Origin of the sequence: Mucilaginibacter pedocola, from assembly GCF_002013915.1 — a bacterium.
In the GTDB taxonomy this organism is placed as follows: Bacteria; Bacteroidota; Bacteroidia; order Sphingobacteriales; family Sphingobacteriaceae; genus Mucilaginibacter; species Mucilaginibacter pedocola.
The window spans coordinates 1-24,817 of record NZ_MBTF01000005.1 but is presented as its reverse complement, the minus strand read 5'-3'; the positions used below and the strand labels follow the sequence as shown (position 1 = coordinate 24,817).

At 45.5% G+C, this 24,817-nt stretch carries 22 protein-coding genes; 12 read left to right on the top strand and 10 right to left on the bottom strand.

Translation table 11 applies throughout. The features are described from left to right. The first annotated feature begins 25 nt into the window (after positions 1-25). Together BC343_RS08270 and BC343_RS08265 are read left to right on the top strand one after the other, a co-directional pair. Positions 26-823: a hypothetical protein gene (locus tag BC343_RS08270; RefSeq protein ID WP_078347306.1), complete on the top strand. Its 798-nt coding sequence runs from the start codon at positions 26-28 to the stop codon at positions 821-823. Positions 824-1,017: 194 nt separating this feature from the next. Next, a complete protein-coding gene (locus BC343_RS08265; RefSeq protein WP_078347305.1) occupies positions 1,018-2,412 on the top strand; it encodes a hypothetical protein in 1,395 nt (464 codons plus the stop codon). 34 nt (positions 2,413-2,446) lie between these two features. Here the strand turns inward: BC343_RS08265 and BC343_RS08260 are convergent, their stop codons facing one another. Genes BC343_RS08260 through BC343_RS08250 form a run of 3 tightly spaced genes read right to left on the bottom strand, consistent with a single transcriptional unit; the run spans position 2,447 to position 3,455 of the window. Next, positions 2,447-2,704 carry a Txe/YoeB family addiction module toxin gene (locus tag BC343_RS08260; protein WP_078347304.1) on the bottom strand — a complete coding sequence of 86 codons (258 nt, stop codon included), beginning with the start codon at positions 2,702-2,704 and terminating at the stop codon, positions 2,447-2,449. Beyond that, positions 2,695-2,895 carry a DUF2683 family protein gene (locus BC343_RS08255; RefSeq protein ID WP_078347303.1) on the bottom strand — a complete coding sequence of 67 codons (201 nt, stop codon included), beginning with the start codon at positions 2,893-2,895 and terminating at the stop codon, positions 2,695-2,697. The genes BC343_RS08260 and BC343_RS08255 overlap by 10 nt, the downstream gene beginning before the upstream one ends. A gap of 35 nt (positions 2,896-2,930) precedes the next feature. Continuing rightward, on the bottom strand, positions 2,931-3,455 hold the full coding sequence (locus tag BC343_RS08250; protein ID WP_078347302.1) for a YfiT family bacillithiol transferase: 525 nt from the start codon (positions 3,453-3,455) through the stop codon (positions 2,931-2,933). A gap of 77 nt (positions 3,456-3,532) precedes the next feature. Here BC343_RS08250 and BC343_RS08245 point away from each other — a divergent pair, with 77 nt between their 5' ends. From BC343_RS08245 to BC343_RS08210, 8 genes are all read left to right on the top strand, one after another. Further along, positions 3,533-5,359, top strand: coding sequence for an FAD-dependent oxidoreductase (locus tag BC343_RS08245; protein ID WP_078347301.1), 1,827 nt, complete (start codon positions 3,533-3,535; stop codon positions 5,357-5,359). Positions 5,360-5,619: 260 nt separating this feature from the next. Next, entirely contained in the window at positions 5,620-5,955 is a 336-nt protein-coding gene (locus BC343_RS08240) for a tRNA-binding protein (protein ID WP_078347300.1), read from the top strand. 1 nt (position 5,956) lies between these two features. Continuing rightward, positions 5,957-6,331, top strand: a complete 375-nt coding sequence (locus BC343_RS08235) for an SdpI family protein (protein ID WP_078347299.1) — start codon at positions 5,957-5,959, stop codon at positions 6,329-6,331. Then, complete coding sequence (locus BC343_RS08230; protein WP_078347298.1) at positions 6,331-6,798, top strand: nucleoside deaminase; 468 nt, start codon at positions 6,331-6,333, stop codon at positions 6,796-6,798. Before BC343_RS08235 ends, BC343_RS08230 begins: the two co-directional genes overlap by 1 nt. 215 nt (positions 6,799-7,013) lie before the next feature. Next, complete coding sequence (locus BC343_RS08225; protein ID WP_078347297.1) at positions 7,014-7,625, top strand: superoxide dismutase; 612 nt, start codon at positions 7,014-7,016, stop codon at positions 7,623-7,625. A 92-nt stretch (positions 7,626-7,717) separates the two neighbouring features. Next, the gene (locus BC343_RS08220; protein ID WP_078347296.1) at positions 7,718-8,716 is read left to right on the top strand and encodes a zinc-binding dehydrogenase; all 999 of its coding nucleotides are present in this window, start codon (positions 7,718-7,720) and stop codon (positions 8,714-8,716) included. Positions 8,717-8,721: 5 nt separating this feature from the next. Continuing rightward, positions 8,722-9,765 (top strand): ferredoxin--NADP reductase, encoded by a 1,044-nt coding sequence (locus BC343_RS08215; protein ID WP_078347295.1) that lies wholly within the window; start codon positions 8,722-8,724, stop codon positions 9,763-9,765. Between the two features lie 59 nt (positions 9,766-9,824). Continuing rightward, positions 9,825-11,417 carry an anti-phage dCTP deaminase gene (locus tag BC343_RS08210; RefSeq protein ID WP_078347294.1) on the top strand — a complete coding sequence of 531 codons (1,593 nt, stop codon included), beginning with the start codon at positions 9,825-9,827 and terminating at the stop codon, positions 11,415-11,417. Positions 11,418-11,710: 293 nt separating this feature from the next. On the opposite strand, the gene BC343_RS08205 is transcribed toward BC343_RS08210, so the two are convergent. The 6 genes from BC343_RS08205 to BC343_RS08180 form a co-directional block, all read right to left on the bottom strand. Further along, positions 11,711-12,895 (bottom strand): PepSY-associated TM helix domain-containing protein, encoded by a 1,185-nt coding sequence (locus tag BC343_RS08205; protein WP_078347293.1) that lies wholly within the window; start codon positions 12,893-12,895, stop codon positions 11,711-11,713. Between the two features lie 60 nt (positions 12,896-12,955). Continuing rightward, positions 12,956-15,397, bottom strand: coding sequence for a TonB-dependent receptor (locus BC343_RS08200; RefSeq protein ID WP_162276838.1), 2,442 nt, complete (start codon positions 15,395-15,397; stop codon positions 12,956-12,958). A 122-nt stretch (positions 15,398-15,519) separates the two neighbouring features. Then, a complete protein-coding gene (ruvC, locus tag BC343_RS08195) occupies positions 15,520-16,104 on the bottom strand; it encodes a crossover junction endodeoxyribonuclease RuvC (protein ID WP_078347291.1) in 585 nt (194 codons plus the stop codon). Positions 16,105-16,125: 21 nt separating this feature from the next. Further along, on the bottom strand, positions 16,126-16,764 hold the full coding sequence (gene aat / locus BC343_RS08190) for a leucyl/phenylalanyl-tRNA--protein transferase (RefSeq protein ID WP_078347290.1): 639 nt from the start codon (positions 16,762-16,764) through the stop codon (positions 16,126-16,128). A gap of 10 nt (positions 16,765-16,774) precedes the next feature. Continuing rightward, complete coding sequence (locus BC343_RS08185; protein WP_078347289.1) at positions 16,775-18,703, bottom strand: DUF3857 domain-containing transglutaminase family protein; 1,929 nt, start codon at positions 18,701-18,703, stop codon at positions 16,775-16,777. Between the two features lie 2 nt (positions 18,704-18,705). Then, positions 18,706-20,631: a DUF3857 domain-containing protein gene (locus tag BC343_RS08180; protein ID WP_143822110.1), complete on the bottom strand. Its 1,926-nt coding sequence runs from the start codon at positions 20,629-20,631 to the stop codon at positions 18,706-18,708. 131 nt (positions 20,632-20,762) lie between these two features. On the opposite strand from BC343_RS08180, the gene BC343_RS08175 reads away from it, so the two are divergent. Next, positions 20,763-22,145, top strand: coding sequence for a DUF1800 domain-containing protein (locus BC343_RS08175; protein ID WP_078347287.1), 1,383 nt, complete (start codon positions 20,763-20,765; stop codon positions 22,143-22,145). Positions 22,146-22,168: 23 nt separating this feature from the next. Continuing rightward, a complete protein-coding gene (locus BC343_RS08170) occupies positions 22,169-23,368 on the top strand; it encodes a DUF1501 domain-containing protein (protein WP_078347286.1) in 1,200 nt (399 codons plus the stop codon). A gap of 170 nt (positions 23,369-23,538) precedes the next feature. On the opposite strand, the gene BC343_RS08165 is transcribed toward BC343_RS08170, so the two are convergent. After that, positions 23,539-24,573 carry an IS110 family RNA-guided transposase gene (locus BC343_RS08165; RefSeq protein ID WP_078346504.1) on the bottom strand — a complete coding sequence of 345 codons (1,035 nt, stop codon included), beginning with the start codon at positions 24,571-24,573 and terminating at the stop codon, positions 23,539-23,541. Positions 24,574-24,817: the final 244 nt, after the last annotated feature.

Genomic DNA, 24,817 nt, shown 5'->3' with positions numbered 1-24,817 from the left:
AGCTTCATTAAAAGCAGCATTTTTTATGAAAGCTATTGTATTGGCAATTTGCCTTGTGGCATGCGCATGTGTTGTGCGTGCGCAAGAGTTGTATGTAAATACCGAACCCGCCAGCAACATGGCAGCGCACTCGCTTGGCGTTCGGGTAGAGAACCAGTTCTTCACCACACCCGAATTTAAGAACCGTACCACGCTGGAACTGATGTACGGTGCCAGCGGCAAGCTAATGGTGCATGCCTCGGGCTACCTGTCCAACTTTTACCAAACCTCGCAGCGGCTGGAAGGCGGCAGTGTGTATGCTAAGTACCGTTTTTATTCGGTAGATAGCGTGCAGTCTCATTTTCGCGGGGCGTTCTTCGGGAAGGCAGCCATCAGCCGCAACCCATTCAACACGCAGGAAATTGCTTTAGAGGGCGATAACAGCGGCGTACAGGGTGGGGTGATATTCACCAAACTCATTCATAAACTGGCGATATCGGGCTCGGCAAGTTACTTACGCGGGTTCGATAACAGCGGCAATGCTATGCCTATAATGGGCGCGAAGAACGCGGTGGCGTACAGCCTATCGGCAGGGTATTTATTATTCCCGAAACGCTATACCAGTTACAAGCAGGTGAACATGAACGTATATGCCGAATTGCTGGGTAAAAGCAACCCCGGCTATGCGCAAAGCTATTTGGATGTGGCACCTGCTGTTCAGTTCATCTTCAACAGCGTTTGCAGGTTAGACTTTTCGTACCGCGCACCTCTATACAATTCTATGGACCGCTTTAGCAAGAACATGTATCTGGTGCGGTTCGAGTATAATTTCTTTAATCTATAGCGAGGGCTTTTCTACCACAAAGAACACAAAGTAAAAACACAAAGAGCACAAAGATTTGAGTTAACACGAATTTCACGAAGGAGGCGAATTTTACAAATGAAAGTCGTTAAAATTCGCTGCTAAACTTATTCATTCCGATTAGTGAAATTCGACTCAATTCGAAAAATTAGTGTTCACTCAATAAACATCCTCAAATGAAAAAATACATTTTATTTATAGCCCTCTCGCTGTTCGTGATAACGGCAGGCGCGCAGGATATGAACCACATGCAGCATATGCAACACGATACCGCTGCCAAGAAACCCATGCAGCACGACCATGCCGCCATGATGCGCAATATGCAGCACGATACCACCCACAAAATGGGGATGATGACCAGCCAGTTCTCGCTCGACCTGCCCATGAACCGCGACGGTTCGGGAACATCGTGGGTGCCCGATGAAACGCCGATGTATATGTACATGATACACGGCAAAAAGTGGATGCACATGGTGCATGGCAGCGTTTTCTTACGCTATAACAATCAGGATATTTTTAACAAAGGCAGCCGCGGCGGCAACAAGGTTGATGCACCTAACTGGCTGATGTATATGGCACAACGCAAGGTGGGTAAAAACGGCTTGTTCGCCATTAATACCATGTTCTCGTTCGACCCATTTACCGTGGGCGCAGGCGGATACCCGCTGCTGTATCAAACCGGCGAGTCGTACAAAGGCAATAAACTGGTTGACCGCCAACACCCGCACGACCTGTTTGCCGAACTAAGCGTAGCCTACACCCAACGCGTAGCTAAGAACACCGATATATCCCTATCGGTAGGTTACCCCGGCGAACCGGCATTAGGTCCGCCGGTATTTATGCACCGCCTTTCTGCCATGAACAACCCTGATGCGCCGCTGAGCCACCATTATGCCGATGCTACGCACATCACCTTTGGTACCGCAACGCTGGGCTTCCGTTACAAAAATGTAAAGCTGGAAGGTTCGGTATTTACCGGGCGCGAACCGGATGAGTTCCGCTATGGGTTCGATAAAGCCAAGTTCGATTCGTACTCGGTGCGCCTGTCGGTAAACCCATCAAAAGAGTGGGCGCTGCAGGTATCTAACGGATGGCTTAAAAGCCCCGAAGAAGCCGAACCGCAGGATAACGTGAACCGTTTTACTGCATCAGCCATCCACACCAAAATGCTGAACGATAACAGCTATGTAGCCACCACACTGGTATTCGGGCAAAACCACCACATTGGCGGGCATAACGAACCTGCGGTATTGTTAGAGCATGCCTACCAGTTCAACAAAAATGCTGTTTACGGCAGGTATGAGTATGTGCAAAAAGATGCCGATGAACTTGACCTGCATGCGCTATTCCCCAACCACCCGCGCTTTAATATCAACGCGCTAACGCTGGGTTACAACCATATTTTTGCTACTTACAAGCAAACCAACCTAACCGCCGGCTTGCAGGCAACAGCCAACTTTTCGCCATCAGCATTGCAGCCTTTGTATGGTAATACGCCAATAGGTTTCCAGGTTTATTTGAGGGTTACGCCGGCGTTGATGAAGATGGGCGGCAAGAAAATGAGTATGTAAAACAAATCAGGCGGGTAATTACCCGCCTGATTTATTAATAATGTCCCCTAAGAGAATAGATGCGTATGGTCTCATCCACAACTTCATAAACCATCCTATGCTCGGATGTTATTCGTCTCGACCATTTTCCGGACAAGTTATATTTCAATGCTTCCGGTTTTCCTATTCCTTCGAAAGGATGCGCTTGTACGTCTACAAACAATTGTTGAATCTTTTTTTGCACGATTTGATTACCAGACTTCTTCCAGTACTTCAAATCTTCGATAGCATCAGCAAACAGCTCTATTTCCATAGGTTATCGACGTCTACTTTAACGCCTTTACCTTCCTTCGCTGCCTGCTCACCACGTTTAATTTTGTCAACAAATTCTTGATTGTACGGACTCTTTTCTTCTTTCTCGAAGTTGATTTTAAGAGCTTTCAAAAATGCCTTAACAGCAGCAGATTGTTCTTTGCTCTCCGGATATACAATGAATGTTTCCATAAACAAATTTAATATTTTCCTACCATCAATTCATTTTAAAACTTCTTTATCGTCTCCGTCAAATGCGCCAGGTGATGCCTTCCATGCCACGCATACGTCGCTAAGCCTTTTTTCAATGGCACAGTATCGCCTGAGGCAGGGTGAACAAAGGTTTTCTCCCATTGGTCTTCGGTGAAACTTTCAAACAGGGTAACCATGTGGGTGTGGATGCCTTCCAGCATTTTCAACGATGGCTCCAGCGGTAGGCGGTAATCGGGCAGTAGTGCCCAGTCGGCTTCTTCGTAGGGCTTTATCGTCGGGTTGTTTTCAGTAAGGGCAAGCTTGAAACGCGTTAGCGCATTCATGTGGCTATCGGCCAGGTGATGCACAACCTGCCTCAGCGTCCAGCCGCCGGTGCGGTATGGGGTATCCAGTTGGGCATCGGTAAGCGGCATAATAGCGGCTCGCACTTTTCCGGGCAAGTTGCGAATTTCGCTTATCCATTTACGTTTATCTTCGATGATGTAAGAAACCGGGGCTTCAAATTTCCCAACGGGGTAGCGCATCTGCTCGTCTGTCATGTTATGGGGCAATAAAAATTTGGTGTATCAATAAGGATTTGCCCTAAATTAGCGTTTTGTACTTGTTTTGTAAACTGATGATAAAAAAATTCTTAACGCTGCTACTTGTACTCGTATCCACCATATCCTTTGCTGATACTATAAAAACCGATGTACTGGTAGTTGGCGGTGGCGCCAGCGGCGTAGCGGCAGCTATACAAGCTGCTCGCAGCAATGTAAAAACCATGCTGATAGAGCAGGGACCCTGGTTGGGCGGCGCCATGACCTCGGGCGGTATGTGCATTTTAGAAGCCAACCGCAACCTGCCTAACGGTTTCTACGGCGAGTTTAGGGAGCGCGTAAAGAACTATTATAAAGTACGCCTGGGGTACGATACTACTTTTAACGCCGTGCTCAACTTCGAGCCATCCATAGGCGCATCTATCTTAAAAAAACTGACCGATACCGTTAAAAACCTTACCGTTAGACTAAACACCCCCTTCACCGCCATTAAAAAAGACGGCACGGGCTGGGAAGTGAGCATTACTGTTAATGGCAAAACCGATGTGATAAAAGCAAAATCCGTTGTTGATGCTACTGAGTATGCCGATGTGGCCACTAAGGCCGGTGCTATATTCAACACCGGTTTTGATAGCAAAAAGGAGACCGGTGAAGCGCAGGCACCTGCCGACCCAACCAACCAGATACAGGACATCAGCTACATTGCTATACTGAAAGATTACGGCCGAACGGCCGACAAAACCATTGCCCGCCCCGACAATTACGAGGCGAGCCAATACGCCTGCCTCAAAAAGATAGACATAAAAGCGATGCTGAAGCGGGGCGCGCTCATTAACGATAAATACATGGTGAACTGGAATGATTGCGCTAACCAGTTCTCCGTTACCTCAGATGACCTCTCGCCCGAAAACCGCGCCGAAACCTTCCGCAAGGCGCGCCTGCATACCCTCGGGCTTATCTACTACCTGCAAAACGAACTGGGTTATAAAAACCTGGGGCTTGCCGAAGATTTCCCTACCAAAGATAAATTGCCGCTCATCCCCTACATCCGCGAGAACAAACGCGCTTATGGCGAGGTGCGCATGGTATTAGATGATGTTTATACGCCTTACACCCGCGGTTCGCGGCTGTACCGTACCTCTATAGGTATTGGCGATGCTATACCCGGGCAGCATTACATTATACCCGGCGCGCCAAAAATAAAGTATCCGCCTTTCCCGCCCTACTCGGTGCCGATGGGCGTTATTGTGGTGAAGGATGCTGTTAATTTATTCGTGACGGAGAAGGCGATGTCGGTTACCCACCTGGTGAACGGCAGCATTACTGACCCTGCCGTGCAGATGGCATTAGGACAGGGCGTTGGGGCTTCGGCGGCATGGTGCGCATTTTACGGCAAAACTACCAAGGAGCTTGATGTGCGCCATATACAGGATGAGATACTGATATATGGCGGCTCCATAATGCCCTTCAACGATATCCCAAAATCCGACCCGGCGTACCGCGCCGTGCAGCAAGTTGGCGCAACAGGTATGCTCAACGGCTTCCGCTCGGTAACGGGCAATACGGCGCAGATGCTGTTCAAGCCCGATACTACAGTGTACACCGCCGAGGTAAAACCGTATCTCAACGAAACCTTTGCCCGTTCGTTTCTGTGGTTCAACAAAACGCAGCCCGGCGAAAGTTTTACGGTAGGCAACCTGCTATCCTACATCAGCGAAATGTCGCTCACCGACCCGGAAACCCTTGAACGCATCATGCGCGCCAATTGGAAAACCAAGTACAACTTCACCGTAGCCTTTGATACCCGCCGCCCCGTAACCCGCCGCGAGTTTGTGGTGCTGGCTAATAAGTACCTCAACCCTTTTTCGAGGAAAGTGGATCTGTCTGGGAAAATTGTGAATTAGAGGTTAGAGAGCAGAGGCTGGAGGTTGGTTGCATTGTGGCTACCCTGCACGCGGGCCACAAGCCGGGAGGCTTGCGGCAGCCATAGCTTCATTTTTTAAAAAATTCGTGCAATTCGATTCAACTCGTACCATTAGTGTTCATTCAAATTCGTGAAATTCGATTCAATTAGTGCCATTCGTGTTCACTCAATTCGTGAAATTCGCTTAATTAGGTGCAATTCGTGTTCACTCACATTCGCCTTCATTATATTTGCAGCACTATGGAAACCATCACCTGGCACGATTTTGAAAAAGTAGAGCTACGCGCGGGCACTATCCTCGAGGTATCTGATTTCCCCGAGGCGCGGAAACCGGCATATAAACTAAAGGTCGATTTCGGTCCTCTGGGCATTAAACAAAGCAGCGCGCAGATAACCAAACATTACACCAAAGAAGAACTTCTCGGTAGGCAGATAATGGGTGTGGTGAACTTCCCCAAAAAACAGATAGCCAACTTTATGTCGGAGTTTTTGGTTACCGGCTTTGCCGATGAGAACGGCGACATTGTATTAGCAGCTATTGATAAACCTGTGCCCAACGGCAGTAAACTGATATAACATGTTTTTTGTGAACTGGATAATTGGGCCACAGCTTTTAGCTATCATTTTTTTGATAGCCGGCTATATTCAGAAGCTTTATCCGCCCAAAAAGATAAATGCGCTTTACGGCTACCGCACCGATAGTTCGATGAAGAACCAGCAAACCTGGGACGAGGGCAACCGCTACTCTACCGCGCTGATGATAAAATACGCCTGGGTAATGTTGCTCGGCGGCTTTGCCCTAACGGTGCTGCTGATGCAATTCCACATGGAGGAAAATGCCTTTGTACTTACCAAAGTAGGGCTGATGCTTTTCGGAGCGGGCTTTATTACTGTTAACCTTTTCAGGCTTACCGAGCGGCACCTGAAGAATTTACCTTCTAACAAAAACTAATGAAGTACTACACCTTCGGCGACGAGCCGGCCATATCGCCTGATGAGTTTTTTATGAACGAAGCCCTGAAAGAGGCCCGCCAGGCCCGGCAGGAAGATGAGATACCCATTGGCGCCGTAGTGGTTTGCAAGGGGCAAATTATTGGCAAAGGGCATAACCTTACCGAGCGGCTTAACGATGTATCGGCCCATGCCGAGATGCAGGCACTCACCGCTGCTGCCAACTATATGGGCGGCAAATACCTGCCCGAGTGCACGCTATACGTAACCATGGAGCCCTGCGTAATGTGCGCCGGTGCATCGTACTGGTTCCAGATAGGGCGAATAGTTTTTGGTGCCTATGATGCCCGCCGCGGTTTCGGCAGGCTTAACCAAACCATCACCCACCCCAAAACGGTAATAAAAGGCGGCGTGCACGAAAACGAATGCTCGCAGTTGGTGAAGGATTTTTTTAAATCGAAGCGATAGGTTTCGAGTCGGAAAGTCCACTGTCCGAAAGTCGGAAGACGGACTTTGCAAATCGGACATATCCAAATTGGCTTTACGCATTTTATCTTTCGGACTTCCCGACTACGGACTTTCGGACTAAAAGACTCAAACAAATGACATTCTTTTAGAACAAAAAGCCGTTTACGGTCTTATATTTGCTCGTCACAACATAGTAAAACTTAAAACTGAATATTATGGCATTTACACTACCGGCGTTATCTTACGCTACTGATGCACTTGAACCGCATATCGACAAACTGACCATGGAAATTCACCATGGCAAGCACCACCAGGCTTATGTTACCAACCTGAACAAAGCGTTGGAAGGCAAGCCTGAGGCTGATGCAAAAATTGAAGATATCGTTAAAAATATTTCTAAGTACCCTGCTGCTGTTCGCAACAACGGCGGTGGCCACTACAACCACTCTTTGTTCTGGACTTTGCTTTCGCCAAGCGGCGGTGGCGAGCCTACTGGTGCTTTAGCTGATGCTATCAAAAGCACTTTCGGTTCATTTGCCGACCTGAAAACTAAAGTATCAGAAGCAGGTGCAACCCGTTTTGGTTCGGGTTGGGCATGGTTAATTGTTACTGCCGATAAAAAATTAGCCGTAACTTCTACCCCTAACCAAGATAGCCCGCTGATGGATATTGCCGAAGTAAAAGGCACGCCAATTTTGGGTATCGATGTTTGGGAGCACGCTTACTACCTGCACTACCAAAACCGTCGCCCGGACTATTTGGCTGCTATCTGGAATGTAATTAACTGGGCACACGTTGCCGAGTTATACGCAAAAGCTATAGCTTAATCCAACGCTCCGCAAAACGGAGTAACACATTATACAAAGCGGCAGTTTGGAAACAATTCTGCCGCTTTTTTATTTCAATAACATTCTACCCTATGAAAGCTATCGTCCTCGAATCTGCCGAAAACCCTATCGTATATAAAGAAGTTGAAAAGCCAACCGCCGGGCCGGGCGAAGTGCTGGTGAAAATTAAAGCCGCCGCACTAAATCGCCGCGACTATTGGATAACCGTTGGCAAATACGCCGGCATTAAGTTCCCTACCATTTTAGGTGCCGATGGTGCCGGCATAGTAGCCGAAACCGGCGACGGTGCCGGAGAATGGCTGAATAAGGAGGTTATCATCAACCCGTCGCATAACTGGGGCGAGTACCCGGAATTTCAATCCAAAGATTTTAAAATATTGGGGCTGCCCGATGATGGCACCCTTGCCGAATACGTAAAAGTGCCCGCCGAGTACCTTTACCCCAAACCTGCCCATTTAACCTTTGAGCAGGCAGCAGCTATACCTTTAGCGGGCTTAACCGCCTACCGCGCGTTGTTCACCAAGGCGCATTTAAAAAAAGGAGATAAGGTTTTAATTTTAGGCGTGGGTGCAGGTACAGGCACTTTTCTGCTGCAATGGGCAGTAACGGCAGGTGCGCAGGTATTTGTAACATCGGGCAGTGGCGATAAGCTGCAGCAAGCAAAACAATTGGGCGCAGCAGCCGGTGTAAATTACAAAGCGCAGGACTGGGCAGAAGAACTGAAGCACCTATCGAGCGGTGGTTTTGATGTGGTGGTTGATAGCGCCCTCGGGTCAGATTTTAATAAGATACCCGACCTGTGCAAACCGGGCGGGCGTATCGTATTTTTTGGTGCCACGGCAGGCAACATTACCGAACTGAACGGTCGCACTATATTTTGGAAACAGCTGCAATTGCTGGGCACCACCATGGGTACTCAGGACGATTTTAAAGCGATGCTGACCTTGGTGAACGAGCATAAAATAGTCCCGGTGATAGATGAGGTTTTCCCGCTGAGTGAAGGCAAAAAAGCTTTTGATAAAATGGCGGCATCATCACAGTTCGGCAAGCTGGTAATTAGGGTTAGCTAAAATATATGTACCCTGAATTATTAGAACTACGCGTAGATGGTATCAAATGGGAAAGCCTTGATACCGCTACATTTTACTTGGTAGAGAAACTGCTGCGTCCGGTGCCGTACCGCGCGGGGCAGTTCCTCACCTTTATATTCGGGCATCACCACGAAGAGATACGCCGCTCCTATTCGCTCAGCTCCTCGCCGGATGACGACAGGCTTGCCATCACCGTAAAACGCATCAGCAACGGCGAGATATCGCGCTTTATGCTGAGCAAGGTAAAGGTTGGCGATATACTCACAGCCGTGAAACCTGCGGGCGTGTTCACGGTGGGTAATTTCGAGGCGGAAAAAGATATTATTTACTTCGCGGCAGGCAGCGGCATAACACCGGTTTTGTCGCACATCAAATACATCCTCAACCGCAAGGGTGGCAGCAAATTACACCTGCTCTACAGCAACCAAAACCAGGCTTCGGTATTATTCCATAACGAGCTGAATGAACTTGTTGCCAACTATCCCGACAGGCTAAACATAACTCATTTACTCAGCAGCGACGCCAACCGGCTCAACAATTACAAAGTAGAGCTATTGGTAAAACAGCAGCTGCAATTTGGTGCTGTGGATGCGGGGTTTTACATCTGCGGTCCGTTCGCCTATATGCGTATGATAAGCCTCACGCTGATGTATATGGGTATCGAGGCGGGGCAGATTCATAAAGAGAACTTCGTGCTCGAAACCGTGTCCGTAAGCAATCCGCACAAAACCTATCCCCCGCAAACTATCCGCATCAATTACCGCGGCGAAAGTTATGATATAGCAGCCGGCGAAAACCAATCCATCCTGCAAGCTGCCTTGCAAAACAATATACCCCTTCCCTACAGTTGCCGCAACGGTATTTGCTCGGCATGTGTAGCGCATTGCAAAAGCGGCAAGGTAGAAATGGCGAAGAATGAAGTGCTAACCGATGAGGATATTGCAAAAGGATTGGTGCTTACCTGTACAGGGCATGCGGTGACGGGGGATTTGGAAATAAATTTCGAAATAAATAGTACTTTTAAATAGAATAAGTATATTTTACCTGATATTTTTTGTTTTTTAATAACAACCTACTTTATCATCATATGACGAATTTAAAAGCCGTAGCTGCTAGTGACCAAGTTGTAAATAACACCTCTCACGGGAGAACAACTAGAGAAAAAGTATCAAATACTCTAACATCAGAAATCATAATAGGTATCTGCACTCCCATTGGATCATTCAAAGAAAATGTAATAGATAATATAGAAAGCTTATTAGATACTAAATATGGATATATTGTAAAGCGAATCAAACTTAGCTCATTTATTGAAAAATATTACGATTTCAATACGACCGCAGAAATAGGTCAATCTACAAGTTACACTTACTTAATGAATAAAATAAAGGGAGGTGACTATCTGCGTGATAAATATAATCCATCTTGTTTAGTTGAGTTGGCAATAAGGGATATCCATTATGACAGAATGGAAGAACAGCAGAAAAAAGATTTAAGCTTTAACGATCAAGTTCCCTTAGTAGAGCCAAGAAGAATTTGTTATATTATAGATTCTTTAAAAAACCTTGAAGAGTTAAACTTATTAAGGGCTGTGTATGGAGATATTTTTTACTGCTTCAGTGTTTTTTCACCAGAGCAGGAGAGAAAAGATAACTTAACAAAGAAAGATCTTACACCAACCGAAGTAGAAAAGGTAGTTAACACAGATGAATACGAGAATAACTCCCATGGGCAAAACGTGAGAAATACTTTCGTAGAGGGTGATTTTTTTATTAGGGTATCTAATTCAAACTTGGATAAGCTTTCAAAAAAAATCGAAAGATATTTTAATATAATTTTTGAGAGCGACGTAATAACCCCAATGCCAGACGAAATCGCTATGTACGAGGCTAAATCTGCCGCAGGTAATTCAGCATGTCTTTCAAGACAAGTTGGCGCGGCGATTACCAATAGTAAAGGTGAAATAATTTCAAGAGGATGGAATGATGTACCAAAGTTTGGCGGAAACTTATATAAAGAAGGTGAAACCGTCGATGTTAGGTGTAAAAACAAAGGATTTTGTAGTAACGATATTACAAAATTTAAAGTTGCTGAAGATATTATTAAAGCATTTGCAGCTAATCCAGAAATCAAATCAAAACTCTTTGGTGAAGGCGAAATGGCCGCTAATGATTCCACTTTCAAGATATTATTGAATATAATTAGGAAAAATACAAAAGTTAAGGATTTGATCGAATTCTCCCGATCTGTTCACGCAGAAATGCATGCTATAATCATGGGGAGTCAATTATCTGGCAATAAAATGATTGGAGGGAAGCTATTTTGCACCACTTATCCTTGCCATAATTGCGCCAGGCATATTATCGTTGCCGGAATAACTGAAATTTATTATATTGAACCGTACAAAAAGAGCCTTTGCATAGAACTTCACGAGGACGCAATAACTGAAGAAGAAAGCTCTACAACAAAAACAAAAATTTTAATGTACGATGGAGTAGCGCCAAGAAGATATCTAGAGTTTTTCACTTTATCGAAACAAAGGAAAGACAATGATGGTAATATAATAAAGTCAAAATTTTCAAAAATAAATCCAAAAACAAGAATAACTTTGCAGGCATTACCAACGTTGGAAATACAGGCTATACATTCCCTTACCGAAACAGGCTTATTAAATGTTTAAAAGATGAAAAAGATAAAAACTGATTTGAAAGCTCAAACTCAAATTATTTTCCCGTCAAATAATATTAATAAAGAAACTTATAGTACAGGGAAAATTGTAAACATAAAAGAACACTCAAAACGATCGTTTGATGAATTTATAATTAGAACTACTAGATCATATTAGAACTAATTCAATTGATTGAGAAACGAGTTTTAAAAGACAACTCATGAAATTGCCAATATAAGCTCTTTAAAGATTTCAAAAAAAGACCGTTGAAATATATCTTCTACGGTCTTTTTTTATTCATTTACCTACGCTCCCGGCTTCACCTGTAAATGCCTGTGCGTTTTACGGTGCGATGTTGTGCGCTCGGGTTTAGTTTTGGCCTTCTTTGTTTTTTTGCGTTTCCCCAACCAGATGATGAAGCCTGTTATAGGTAAACTGGCGCATATCAAGCTTGCCAAGAAAGCTATTATTTTGGTGGTGATGCCGCCTATTTGCCCTACGTGTATATCGTAGTTCATTTCGTTCAGCTTCAGACCGGCGCTCTTCTTTTCATAGATGTACTCTTTCAACAGCTTACCGCTATACTTATCAAATTCAAAGCCTGTAGCATGCGAGTAATGCATCGATTTTGCATAGCCGCCAACACCGATAGCACCTGATACTGCAGGGTCGTTATGTATCAAAAACATCTCTGCTTCGGGTACATGTTTACGGGCGTAAGCAAAGGCAATATCTATAACAGGCTCTTTTGCTAATCCCGAACGTTTCAGCGAATCTGATTTGGGTTCAGTTACTTCCTTATCATAATCTACACTGCCAAGGTTCGCGGTATTGTATATCGCCCGGCTCACGGGTTGAAAGGCAATAGCCAGCCCGGTTAACGCTAATATGATCGCTATCGAGGTAGCGTAAAAGCCCAGCACGTTATGAAGATCGTAGTTTATCCTGCGCCAGCGGCCACCCCATTTTATGGTGAAGCTGCGTTTGCGGTCGCTTTTGCGTTTGGGCCACCACAGGATGATGCCCGTTATCATGATCACGATGAATACAATGGTAGATCCGCCTACCACCCAGCTACCAATAGCAGGCGGTAGCAGCAAATACAGGTGAATGTATTCTACAATGGTAAAAAAGTTGTTCTGCGGCTTCTCGTGATGGGTGATCTTGGCGGTATAGGGATCGAGAAATACGATCTCGAAACCATCCTTACCCATATTGGCATAAACCCCTGCAGGGCGCTCTTCGCCGAAATAATAAATAAAATCGGAGGTAGCCTTGGGGTACGCTTTCTTAACAGAAGCTACCATTGCCGATGGCGGCAGGTAGCCACTGCTTTGGCGCACTAAGTGGCGGTGGCTGTACATGGCATCCTGTATCTCGTCCTGAAAACAGAAGATACAGCCTGTGAGTGCCACAATAAACACCACAAGCCCGGAGATAAATCCGAGCCAGCGGTGGCAAAAAAGTAATACTTTCTTGAATTTCGTCATCAGATCTGGAAAAAAAGCACCCCGCCTGGTGGTGCGGGGTGCCCGGGGGAAATTAACTAATTAAAATTTATAGTTGGCACTCAACACAACCTGGCGCAAACGCTGCGGGTTAATGGTGGTGTAACCGGTGTAATATTTTTTGTTGCCTAAGTTATTCACGGCCAAGCCAAAACGATATTTCGATTTCTCGTAGAACAGGTTGCTGTTCAGGATGGTGTAAGCCGGCAGTGAGAAAGTACCTTCGGTTGCGCTGTTGATAATTTTGTTTTTGCTTACATAGTTGCCACCCAGGCCAAGGCCTAAACCTTTAAGCGCACTGCCCGGTAAACGGTAGCTTGCGTAGAAGTTAGCCAAGTAAGGCGAACCCGCTGTATTGGGGCGGTAACCAATGATAGAGGCATCGCCGCCGGTATATTTAGAATCGTTGTAGGCAAAACCACCAACTATGTTTACCGATGGTATTGGGTTTGCAATAAGTTCCGCTTCGAAACCTTTGCTCACCTGTGTACCATCCTGTACCTGTGCATAATAAGGCAAGCCGGCTACCGAACGTAGGAGGTTGTTTACTTTAATACGGTAGTAGCTTAACGTGCTGCTCAGTTTGCCATCGAACAAGGATAATTTAACACCTGCTTCTGCCTGGTTAGCGTTCTGCAATTTGGCAATTACCGATTCGTTGCTTGCGTTGGTAAATAAGCCCGGATTAGAGAAACCGTTTTGGTAGTTGGCAAATAACGAAACTTGATCTTTAACCGGCTGGTATATTAGGCCAAACTTTGGCGAAAAACCGGTTTGGTTAAATGGTTTTGCCGATTGCGTACCATCCAGCAAATACGAACCTTTGTTTTGGTAGCTATCTACACGTACGCCTAACGAAGCAATTAGTGTTTCGGTAAGGTTTATTACATCCGAGGCGTAAGCGCTATAGGTATTGGTACGGTAGATGTAGGGATAAGTATTTGCGTTGGTTAAGGGATTTGCTGCCACTGTAGCATCAACCAGCTGTTTGTTGAACGAGCCGTAATCAAAAGTTGGGTCGTTTATTGGTACGATACCGTATTGGTTACCGTAATATATCTGGCGCGAGTTTTGGCGCTGAAAATCTAAACCAACCACAAAACGGTGGCGCATACCGCCTATATTGAAATCGCCGTTGAGGTTTTCCTGTATTTCGGTAGCGGCAAATTTGCTGTTTGCAGTAGATTGGTCGTTCCGGAAGATGTAATTATTATTGCCCGGCAGGTTTGGTTTTGATGGGTCAAGCGCAACAGCTGTTTCGTCGGTTATCAGGTAATAATAAGGGCTTGGGCCGTTTGAGAAACTGTGTGTATTAGAGAAAACGGTTTGCGATGTAATTTTATCAGAAAACTTGTATTTAGCCTCTGCGTAGTAGTTGCTGCTACGGGCGTACGAGGTAACGTTATCGTTAGAATAAGCGTTCTTGTAATCGATATTCAACTGGCTAACATCGGTAATACCCATCTGCGCCGGGGTATTGTAAAAGAAGAAGAAAGGCTTGGCAGCATTGCGGCCATAGTATAATTCAGCTTCTACCAAAAACGATAGCTTATCGTTCGCTTTGATGGAAAGGCTTGGCATAGCAGCAAACGAACGGCTTTTACCGTAATTTTGAAAACTGCCTTCGTAATTGTAAGCTGTATTTAATCGGAAAGCCACGTTAGAGCCAAGCGGCGTGTTCAAATCTAAAGTGGTGCGGCTAAGGTCGTAGCTACCTACTGAGTGCCCAATTTCGGCAGCAAAAGTTTCGAAAGGTTTTTTAGTGACACGGTTTATTAAACCACCGTACGATGCTACCACACTACCGAACAGGGTACCTGAAGGGCCTTTTATTACTTCGAGTTTCTCGATGTTTACTGCATCAATACCGCTGGTAACTAAACCGGCAATACCATTACGCAGGCGGGTTTGTGTAACAAAGCCGCGCAGAGTAAAGTAACCGCCACCATCGCCTGCGCGATTGGTAGCATCCCACATTTTCTGGATACCGTTTGCATTACGTATTGCATCCTCCACATTGAATACTTGCTGCTCTCTCAATAATTCGCTGGTTACAGTGCTGTAGCTCTGTGCATTCTCCAGGTTAGCCAAAGGAATTTTAGCGGCATCAACACTTATTTTACGGGTGAAACGGTTTGCACGATTGGCGATAACGTTTACCTCGTTAAGTTGCGAAAGGCTTGCTTTTATAGTGATCTGTGGGACAGCAGTGGTTTGCCCTGCATTTACAGTAACCGGAACCTCTACGGGCTGCACACCTACGTACGAAATAATTAAAGTATAGTTACCAGCCGGGGCTTTAAAAGAAAATTCACCGGCGTTATTGGTGCTGCTACCATAGCTGGTACCCACCAAGCCGATAGATACGTTATCGGCAACTTCGCCTTTTGATGTAACTACTTTACCTGCAACAGTACCGCGCGATTGTGCGAATATATTTGTTGGATTTATGAAAGAAATGATGACCACGAGAGCCGTAATCAATTGTAAAAGATTAAGTTGAGGTTTCCTCATTTTATTTGGACTAATTATAAACAATGCTGCGAAAATACAGCAAAATGACACATCGTCCAAATTATTTAGAATAATTATAAATAAAGTTTAACTTATTTGGTTGTACCCTTAACGCGCGAAGAATTATCCTTCACAAAGGTTTCCCAGCCCGAATAAGATTTTTTGCTTTTGCCTGCAGAGGTGGGTATTCTTTGGAACGAATGGCATACGGCTACAGCCAAACCATCGGTAGCATCCAAAAATTCGGGTGTTTCTTTAAATTTCAGCAGGGTTTGCAACATGGCGGCTACCTGTTCTTTGGTAGCGCTTCCGTTACCGGTGATTGATTGTTTTATTTTGCGGGGAGCGTATTCGGTGATATCGATATTACGAGATAATGCTGCCGCTATGGCCATACCCTGTGCGCGGCCCAGTTTTAGCATTACCTGTATATTTTTACCGTAGAAGGGCGCCTCAATGGCCAGGCAATCGGGTTTGTAGTTATCTATCAAGGCAACCGTTTTTTCGAAGATGCGCTGCAATTTCAGCATGTGGTCGTCTATCTTTTCCATCTTCACCACGCCAAGGCTTATCAACTCCACCTTATTGCCTTTCTCTAATATCAGTCCGTAGCCCATTACGGCTGTGCCGGGGTCAATACCTAATATAATGCGTTCCTTGTTGTTTGCCTCGTTCATCTTCGGCTACAAAACTACGGTTTAGGCAATGGTTTTATGCAGTATGGTTATATATTCTTCGCGGCTTATCATGGCGGCGCCCATGCTTTCGAGGTGCTCGGTATACACCTGGCAGTCTACCAAATCGTAATTCCCTGTTTGGCAAAGCCATATCAGGGCGGTTTTAGATGCGTTGCTTACCCGGCTAAACATACTCTCGCCGCAAAACACCCTGCCTGCTTTTATGCCGTAAAGTCCGCCCACTAAAGCATCACCCTGCCATACCTCAACAGAATGAGCAGCACCTATCCGGTGCAGTTCGTTATAAGCAGCCTTCATATCGGCGGTTATCCAGGTGCCATCCTGCCCTTCGCGCGGGGCAACCGAGCAAGCTTCTATAACATCGTTAAAGCATTTATTGGTAGTAATAGTAAATACGCCCGAGCGCAACACCTTGCGCATGGTTTTAGAAACATTAAGCCTTTCGGGATAGAGCACAAAACGCTCGTGCGGCGAAAACCAAAGGATGGGGTCATCCTCGCTATACCAGGGGAATATGCCGTTGGCGTAGGCAAGCAGCAAGCGCGAAGAAGACAAATCGCCGCCTATGGCAAGCAGCCCGTCTTCTTCGGCAAGTGCAGGGTCGGGAAATACAATACGTTCGTCGATCCTGAATATCATCGGGGCAAATTTATGCCTTCTTTCGTATCACCAGCTTTTTATTTTGTGCCTTGGCCACGGCATCCATATAGGCCTGCATTTCGTTGTATTTTGCTGCAGGTATGGCATGGTTTGTTAAGTTGAATTTTGCTGTACTCACCACTTGGTTTTTGGCAGCGTTGTAAACATAGTTAACCTCATAATTGCCGTAAGTAAATTTAAGCGCCTGGTTTGTTGGCAGGGTTTCTACCTCAAAGCCCTCGGGCAGATCGATGGTGGTAACGCAGGTTTTTTGCAGCGGCTGTTCAAAATAAAAATCGTACTTACGTTTTTCAACTACAGGCAAGGTTGAGTGCCAAAGATCAAACAAGCGGGGCTTTAAAAATTGTTTATTGCCGGCCGCTATGTCATAAAACTTTTCGTACTCGGCTGTAATGCCAATTTGTTTCACGCCATCCTTATCGGTTTCTGCAGTATATTGTACATCGTTGGGTTGTTTCATACCAAGGCTGCGGATCAAGTGTTCGCGTTGCTCATCGGCTTTAAGATAGCCCAGCGAAATATAATCGTCGCGGTAAACGCCGCTTGCCAGTACTTTGGCTACAGCTTTGGCGGTGCCCTCTGGGCTAAGCGTTATATGCACCTCGCTGTTAAACTGGTTATCGGCACTTATGCTTTTAGGCGTGTTTACCAATTTGCCGCCGTCCTCGGTAATCAGCAGGGCGTTACGGTTTTCGGTAAAGGTGCCCAGTTTACCAAAGGGTTGTGTATTGCTGGTACATTCCAGCCAGGTGGTATCGCCCTTAAAGGGTACGCATAAAATTACGTGGTCAAATGTATTTGCCGCAAATGCGGGGTTAGCCGGCTCGGCATTGGTACCCGATTTTATTACGGCGTAGTACGAGGGTATGTTAACCGCCTTCAGCAAGGCCGACATATAGTTTGACAGCGCCTTGCAATCGCCGTACTTTTTCTCGTCAACAAAAGTTGCCGGGAAAGGCTTTAGGCCGCCAATACCCAATTGAATACTTACAAAGCGCATGTTTTGCTGCATGTATTCATACAAAAATCGGGCTTTCTCTTTATCCGTCTTCAGCCCCTCGGTCATCTTTTGTATTTCTTCAACACGTTTTGGCGATAAGGTCCCCACATCTTCTTTCAGCGTTTTTATCCAGTTGCCAAAAGTTTGCCAGGTACTCAGGTCGCCGGGGCGGCCATCATACACAAACGAATTATCTACAAAAGTTACATCCGGGAACACCTGCCAGTCGAGCGCATCCTCTTCCAGTTTTTCAGCCTTTATATTATTTGCTGTCCAGGTGTAAGTATCGAGCCCGTTAGAGGTGGTTTTTGTTGGTTTGATGTAGGTGTTGGTACTGGCGTACCTGAAACCCATTGCAGGGTCTACCGTAACCGAACATATCGAATTTTGGGTAGATTCTTCTGCCGACTGCGGCGACCATCCGCCAAGCGTTAAATAACTGTTCTTACTGGTTTCGAGTATTATTTCAACCGTTGTTGGGTACGAGGCAATAGTATGCCTGATAGACAGCACGCGGTCGTCGGTAATTATCGACATGCCATCAGTCGCCGAGCGGTCGTACATATCGCTTTTGCTGTATTTCTTTATCTTCTGCCCGGCAGCGTTATATATCACCATCTCAAAGCTACCCACGCTGTTAAACTTTTTGTCGTAACCTACACCAAAAGCTGCGTTATGGTCGCCTTTTTCGTTAAGGATGGTTACAATGCTATGGAAACGCTCCTGCACCTTGCCTACACCTTTCACAATGTATTCGTGGTTCTCATACCGGGTTACAGCATGTGCTCCGTCCTTTAACGAATCGGGGATGGAGGATGCCACGTATAATTCGGGTAATATCTTTTTGTCTTGCGCAAGCACATTACCGGCAATGCCAAATGCCATTACCGCAGCAAGTATAAATTTCGGAGCTTTCATTATTACGATTTCTTCAGCACTATTGGCTCGTTAATCATTTCATACATCTTTTTGTAGAACTCGTGAAAATCGGCGTAGTCCTCTTTAAAGAATATGGATTTCTTGGTGTCTAAAACATACCTTACGGCTACACTGCCATCCTGTTCCGCAACAATACGCCTGAATGTAATACTGGCATCGGGTAGTGCCATTGATGCACTTTTAGGTAACGATTCTAATTTGTAACCCGCCGGCAATTTGTAGGTACCCACCAGCATAAAATTGTCGCGGTAACCAAAATCAATATCCGTAAGGCGGTTAAGGCTCAGGAACGGGCTGGTTTTAGAAAGGCCAAACACGTTAGGGTTAAAATAAATGTAATTATCGTCAGATCCTGTTAAGTCGAGGTCAAAATTTATCGACTGTTTCAATGGCAATGTATCAACATCCATATCCTCCATTTTTAGCGAGGTTATTTTCAGCGTATTATCATCTGCTTTTAAAAAGTCGATGTATTTTTTCTCGCCACCGGTTTTATACCTTTCTACAGCCTTAACTTTTTTATAACCATAACTGATCAAGTTTGCATTGCCGGTAACCTTGCTATCGGGTTTCACTTCGGCATTAACCAGCACCACGCCCCGTATTGGTTTATCGTTCTGCAAAAATACCATCTCGTAATTATTTGCTTCTTTATCTAACAGCAAACCAAACGAGTTGAGCACATTGCCAGGTACCTGGTTATATAAATTATACTTGTTAGAAGCATCGAGCACATACACTTTTGCCGAATCGACAGGGATGTATGCTACAACATTATTAAACGACGATTCTGTTGGGTAACCCGGGTTTACTTTGCCATTAGAGCGGGTACTTACCATCATAGGGTAAACCTTAACTCCGGATTTCTTTAGCAAATGGCACAGCATAATATTGATATCGGCAGAGGCGCCGGTTTTCTTTTCCCAGGCTTTTCCTACGCCATCTTCCGAGTATTTGTAATACTTCTCGTTCCACTTCATGGTATTTTTCACCTCGCCAAACAGGTAAGCTATTCTTTCATCATCGCTTTTCATGGCTTTAGCCTTTGCAATCAGCGCTTCTTCGCCTGTCAACTTTTTGCCTAACTGGCCGCCAAGGTCTTCATCTTCCATAAAATTGGCGCCCACTTTACTCCAGCTATCCGAAAAGCTCTTCGTAAAGCTCCCTTTTATGCTTAATAGTTGAAAAAGCAGGCGTTGCGCATTGTCCTGGCGCGTGGTCATAAACGGCTCATCCGGTATAGAGGGGATATTGGCAATTGCACGGGTTTGCGTGCCCATGCCTTCTGTTTTATTTACGGCATATGGCTGCACCCTGTTTTCAAGGTTTTTAAAATAAAGGGCCTCGTGTATAGTTGTTTTTAACTCGCTATAGCGGTTAGGCAGGTCGCTTTGAAAATACCAATCCGGAAAATCGTAAAATAGTGCATGAGTAACCGTGTATTTATACTCAATTACCGACCCGGGCTGCACATTAGGAAATGAGAAAACGAGCGCCGAATGGTATTTATCTACGGTCTCGGTAAAAACTTGCTTTTTATCAACCTTTATAATTTCCACGTTGCCGTTGTTCAGGTTAATAGTTTGTGCTTGCAGGCCACTTATATACTCCAACCGGTTTGCACTGTAATATTCTATGCGAATATTAGCTTCATCTTTTGCGCTGCTATTGAATATTTTTATTCGTTTGTGGCGGTTTTCAATAACCTGGGCCTGCGTGTCATAATAAACCTCGCCTTTGTCAAACAGTATCATGGCGTTGGCATCTTTTTCAAAATCGCAGGATTTTAGCTCAAGGTCGGCTTTATCTATTTTTCCGAAAGGTTGGGTTGCGGGTGTTGTTGGGGTTTGGGCATTAACTGCAAATGTAGCAGCCAAGGCAACCAGGAGGGCTAAGGTTTTTTTCATATAGTTCAAATCGTGATAAGGCAGCACTAATATAAAAACAGGTTTTGATATTATCAAGAGCCTAACGCCCACTCTTTTTAACTCAAAATAAAATTATTTAAACCCTGCGGCTCCTTATCTGTCATACTTACATGATAGCCAACGCAAAACAAATGAGGCATTTGTATGCCCGGGCGGGTTTCGGGCTGCGGTTTGCGGATACAAAAGCCACTGCTAACCTCAGCATAAAGCAGGCAGTAGCGGGACTTTTTAAAGCCTCGGAAGCTGATAACCCGCTCAATATGATAGCCAGCAACATTAGCTACAAAGATTTTCTATTGGCTAACGAGGGCACCAAGAAGATGTTTTTGCAGGAACAGCGCCAGCAAGAAAAAGCCCTCAATATTAGCTGGATGACGCAAATGAGCAGCACTGATACGCAACTGCGCGAAAAGATGGCGCTGTTTTGGCATAACCACTTTGCATGCCGCACCCAAAATGCCTGGTACGCCCAGCAGCTGAATAACATACAGCGCAGCAATGCACTGGGCAATTTTAAAACATTGATTCTCCAGGTATCGCAGTCGCCGGCCATGTTGCAATTCCTCAACAACCAGCAAAACCAAAAGAACCATCCCAATGAGAATTTTGCCCGCGAACTGATGGAGCTTTTCACCATTGGCCGCGGCAACTATACCGAACAGGATGTAAAAGAATCGGCACGGGCATTTACCGGCTGGGGCTTTAATAAAGAAGGCAGTTTTGTAGCACGCCCTAATTTGCACGATGCAGGGCAGAAAACCTTCCTGGGTAAAACGGGCAACTTTGGCGGCGAGGATATTATCAATATCCTTTTAGAGAAAAAGGAAACAGCACGCTTCATCAGCAAAAAGCTTTACAAATATTTTGTGAACGAAACGCCGGATGATGCGCACGTTAACGCCATGGCGGATGTTTTTTACAATGCCAACTACGAGATAAAGCCCCTGCTGGAATACCTGTTTACTGCCGACTGGTTTTACGCCGAAAAAAACATCGGCAACCTGATAAAAGCACCCGTTGAGTTTATTGTTGGGTTGAACCGCCAGTTTTACATCACTTACCAAAACCCCGATGTAGTCCTGCAATTTGAGCGCGCGCTGGGGCAGGTGCTCTTTTACCCGCCAAATGTAGCCGGTTGGCCGGGCGGCAAAAACTGGATAGACAGCTCATCGTTAATGTACCGTATAAAAATACCCGCTACCGTGTTGAATGGCGGAGTAATAGAATTTAGCGGCAAAGTTGATCCCGAGGATGAAGCCTTTATTGCCACCACCCGCAGGCAGCAGGAAGCCGTTGCCACCAAAATACAGGCATCGGCAGATTGGGATAAATTTTTGACAAGTATCCCCCAAGGCAGTACCAATGCTACCATTGCACAAACGTTGCTGGCGGTAGCACCAACGGGCAACATTAACCAAATTATTAATAAAACCATTGATATAAAAGCATTGGCTATAGAGTTGGCTTCTACGCCGGAGTATCAGCTTTGCTAATCGTATCATTAAAATAAGGAATTATGAAACGCAGGGATTTCTTAAAAAATTCGGCATTGGCATCGGGGGCATTTTTGATACCCTCATTCCTGAAGCCTTTCGAGGCAATGGCTGCCGGGCAGCTTTCGGGCTACAAAAACCTGGTCATCATTCAACTCTCGGGCGGTAACGACGGGCTGAACACCATTGTGCCCTATGGTAACGATATATACTACCAAAAGCGTAAAACCATTGCTATACAGCAGCCTGACATTATTAAGCTGACCGATATGCAGGGCTTAAACCCCAACCTTGGTGCGCTGAAAGAAATTTACGACCAGGGTTGGATGAGCATTATCAACTCCGTTGGGTACCCTAACCCGGATAGGTCGCATTTCCGTTCGATGGATATCTGGCAAACCGGCAGCGATGCCAACCAGTTCCTGACAACGGGTTGGATAGGGCGTTACCTCGACTCTAATTGCGCTACCTGCAAAGACCCTTATACGGCTATTGAGGTAGACGATACGCTTTCGCTTGCCATGAAAGGTGCTAAAATGAAAGGCATTGCCGTTGAGGACCCGGGCAAGCTTTACCAGGCAACCCGCCAGCCCTTTTTTAAACAACTGGTGCACGAGCACGATGATGCCCACCTTAACGAGGATAACCTGGGCTACCTGTATAAAACCATGGCAGAAACCTATTCCTCTGCCGACTATATACAGCAAACCAGCAAAACCTATAATACCTCCGCTGCTTACCCGCAAACACCATTTGCTAACCAGTTGAAAACCGTTGCCAAATTCATCAACTCGGGCTTGAAAACAAGGGTGTATTATGTATCGCTCAGCGGCTTTGATACCCATACCGGGCAGCAGAACCAGCAGGGCAGGCAGCTAAAAATTTATGGCGATGCGGTAGCGGCGTTCGTAAAAGACCTCAAGCAAAACAACAAGCTTGACGATACACTGGTGATGGCATTCTCGGAATTTGGGCGCCGCGTAGAGCAAAACGCCAGCAACGGCACCGACCATGGTACCGCCAACAACGTAATGCTGTTTGGCGGCAAACTAAAAAAACAAGGCATATACAACAAAGCGCCCAACCTTGCCCAACTGGATAACGGCGACCTGAAATACGAAGTAGACTTTAGGGACGTTTACGCCACGCTGCTTGATAAATGGCTAGAAGTAAATAATAAAGATGTGCTGAATAAAAGCTTTGCGGGGTTGGGGTTTATATAGCTTGTTGATTTTTTAGCTTCATTTTACCGCAAAGGGCACAAAAACGGCGTTTATTTAACCGCAAAGATTCTGTGTTGATTACCAAATGATTTTTTACTTTTGTTGTCTAAGGCGGCTTTATGCCAGCCTGTTTAGGGTGGTTGGCTTTAGCTTTAACCACCCTAACTATTTTATGAGGTTGCTTCCTCGCTTTGTACTTGCAGGTAGCGGCTGTCGTACCTCTCGCCTGTTTTCCAAAGGGTGTAAACCAGTTCTAATAACTTCCTCTGCACCGCTACCGCCGCTTTCATTTTAATTCCATGTTTAGATACTAACCTCACAAACACTGCTTTGAAATGCTTGTCGCTACGTATAGCGGCTAATGCAGGCATATACATTGCCTTCCGTAAATAACGGTTCCCTCGTTTGGATATACGAGGCTTACTTTTTACCGAAGTGCCCGAGTCTTTAACTTTTACATCCAACCCGCTATACCCTACCAGTTGCCTTTTATTGCGGATCAGGTTGAAGCCATTCGTTTCTGCAAGGATGGTAACTGCCGTAAGCCACCCTACGCCGGGGATAGATGTAATAGTACGTACTCTTTTAGTCAATTCGGCATCTTGCTTTATCAGGGCATCGATCTCTTCTTTAACTTCTTTTTCCTGGCTGTTGAACAGCCCGATACGATCTTTGAGCCTGGCTACGCTCCTTTCGTTAGGGTATGCTTCTGCCTGCTCGGCGTGCAGCTGGTTCTTAGCCACCGTACGTTCTGCTATCAATTGCCCCCTTTCCCGGGTTAACTGCCTTAATGTTTTGAACCCCTTCTCCGGTTGCTGCCAGTCCTCCAGTTTTGTACCAAGCCCGAAATCGCAAATGCCTCTTGAAGCAGTTTTATCAGTAATGGTTTTGATATCCAGCGACCTTATATGGTTGCTGATCTTATTGGGTAGTACTATGCTAACCTCGTAACCGTTGTCGGACAGGTAGTACGCCAGCTTCTCATGGTAAACGCCGGTGGCTTCCATCACATACCTTACGCTGGTAGTGTTTACGCTATGCTTGCTTACCCAAACCAGCATAGCCTTAAAGCCCGATTCTTTATTGGCGAACGATTTACAAGCGTAAATATCCTTCTCAAGGGAGCTGCCTATCCTGCCTAACGATACTACTAATTCCTTTTGTGCCACATCAATGCCGGCAACTTGCTTTAAAACACTTGTCATCACCTGTTAATATCTATTTTAATAAGTGAATAACCCATCTTCGTTTTGTCTCCTGGTTGGATATCCAAGCTATACCGCTATGCAGTATGCCTTACATTCTGTTCAAACTCCAATGGGCAAAAGAGCATGAGGCCGTATCTTTGCGAGAACATACTTCATGAGTTGTTTGAGCACAAATCGGCTCTCATACTCCTTCACTCAATACAAAATTATTAGCTATATTAATTGGTAACAAACATAGGAG

Excerpts from the sequence above, each read along its gene's own strand:
- BC343_RS08265 (WP_078347305.1), top strand. The coding sequence starts at position 1,018 with ATGAAAAAATACATTTTATTTATAGCCCTCTCGCTGTTCGTGATAACG.
- BC343_RS08175 (WP_078347287.1), top strand. The coding sequence starts at position 20,763 with ATGATAGCCAACGCAAAACAAATGAGGCATTTGTATGCCCGGGCGGGT.
- BC343_RS08230 (WP_078347298.1), top strand. The coding sequence starts at position 6,331 with ATGAAGTACTACACCTTCGGCGACGAGCCGGCCATATCGCCTGATGAG.
- BC343_RS08270 (WP_078347306.1), top strand. The coding sequence starts at position 26 with ATGAAAGCTATTGTATTGGCAATTTGCCTTGTGGCATGCGCATGTGTT.
- BC343_RS08170 (WP_078347286.1), top strand. The coding sequence starts at position 22,169 with ATGAAACGCAGGGATTTCTTAAAAAATTCGGCATTGGCATCGGGGGCA.
- BC343_RS08210 (WP_078347294.1), top strand. The coding sequence starts at position 9,825 with ATGACGAATTTAAAAGCCGTAGCTGCTAGTGACCAAGTTGTAAATAAC.
- BC343_RS08250 (WP_078347302.1), bottom strand. The coding sequence starts at position 3,455 with ATGACAGACGAGCAGATGCGCTACCCCGTTGGGAAATTTGAAGCCCCG.
- ruvC (WP_078347291.1), bottom strand. The coding sequence starts at position 16,104 with ATGAACGAGGCAAACAACAAGGAACGCATTATATTAGGTATTGACCCC.
- BC343_RS08205 (WP_078347293.1), bottom strand. The coding sequence starts at position 12,895 with ATGACGAAATTCAAGAAAGTATTACTTTTTTGCCACCGCTGGCTCGGA.
- BC343_RS08185 (WP_078347289.1), bottom strand. The coding sequence starts at position 18,703 with ATGAAAGCTCCGAAATTTATACTTGCTGCGGTAATGGCATTTGGCATT.
- aat (WP_078347290.1), bottom strand. The coding sequence starts at position 16,764 with ATGATATTCAGGATCGACGAACGTATTGTATTTCCCGACCCTGCACTT.
- BC343_RS08235 (WP_078347299.1), top strand. The coding sequence starts at position 5,957 with ATGTTTTTTGTGAACTGGATAATTGGGCCACAGCTTTTAGCTATCATT.
- BC343_RS08255 (WP_078347303.1), bottom strand. The coding sequence starts at position 2,895 with ATGGAAACATTCATTGTATATCCGGAGAGCAAAGAACAATCTGCTGCT.
- BC343_RS08165 (WP_078346504.1), bottom strand. The coding sequence starts at position 24,573 with ATGACAAGTGTTTTAAAGCAAGTTGCCGGCATTGATGTGGCACAAAAG.
- BC343_RS08215 (WP_078347295.1), top strand. The coding sequence starts at position 8,722 with ATGTACCCTGAATTATTAGAACTACGCGTAGATGGTATCAAATGGGAA.
- BC343_RS08245 (WP_078347301.1), top strand. The coding sequence starts at position 3,533 with ATGATAAAAAAATTCTTAACGCTGCTACTTGTACTCGTATCCACCATA.
- BC343_RS08240 (WP_078347300.1), top strand. The coding sequence starts at position 5,620 with ATGGAAACCATCACCTGGCACGATTTTGAAAAAGTAGAGCTACGCGCG.
- BC343_RS08180 (WP_143822110.1), bottom strand. The coding sequence starts at position 20,631 with ATGAAAAAAACCTTAGCCCTCCTGGTTGCCTTGGCTGCTACATTTGCA.
- BC343_RS08220 (WP_078347296.1), top strand. The coding sequence starts at position 7,718 with ATGAAAGCTATCGTCCTCGAATCTGCCGAAAACCCTATCGTATATAAA.
- BC343_RS08260 (WP_078347304.1), bottom strand. The coding sequence starts at position 2,704 with ATGGAAATAGAGCTGTTTGCTGATGCTATCGAAGATTTGAAGTACTGG.
- BC343_RS08225 (WP_078347297.1), top strand. The coding sequence starts at position 7,014 with ATGGCATTTACACTACCGGCGTTATCTTACGCTACTGATGCACTTGAA.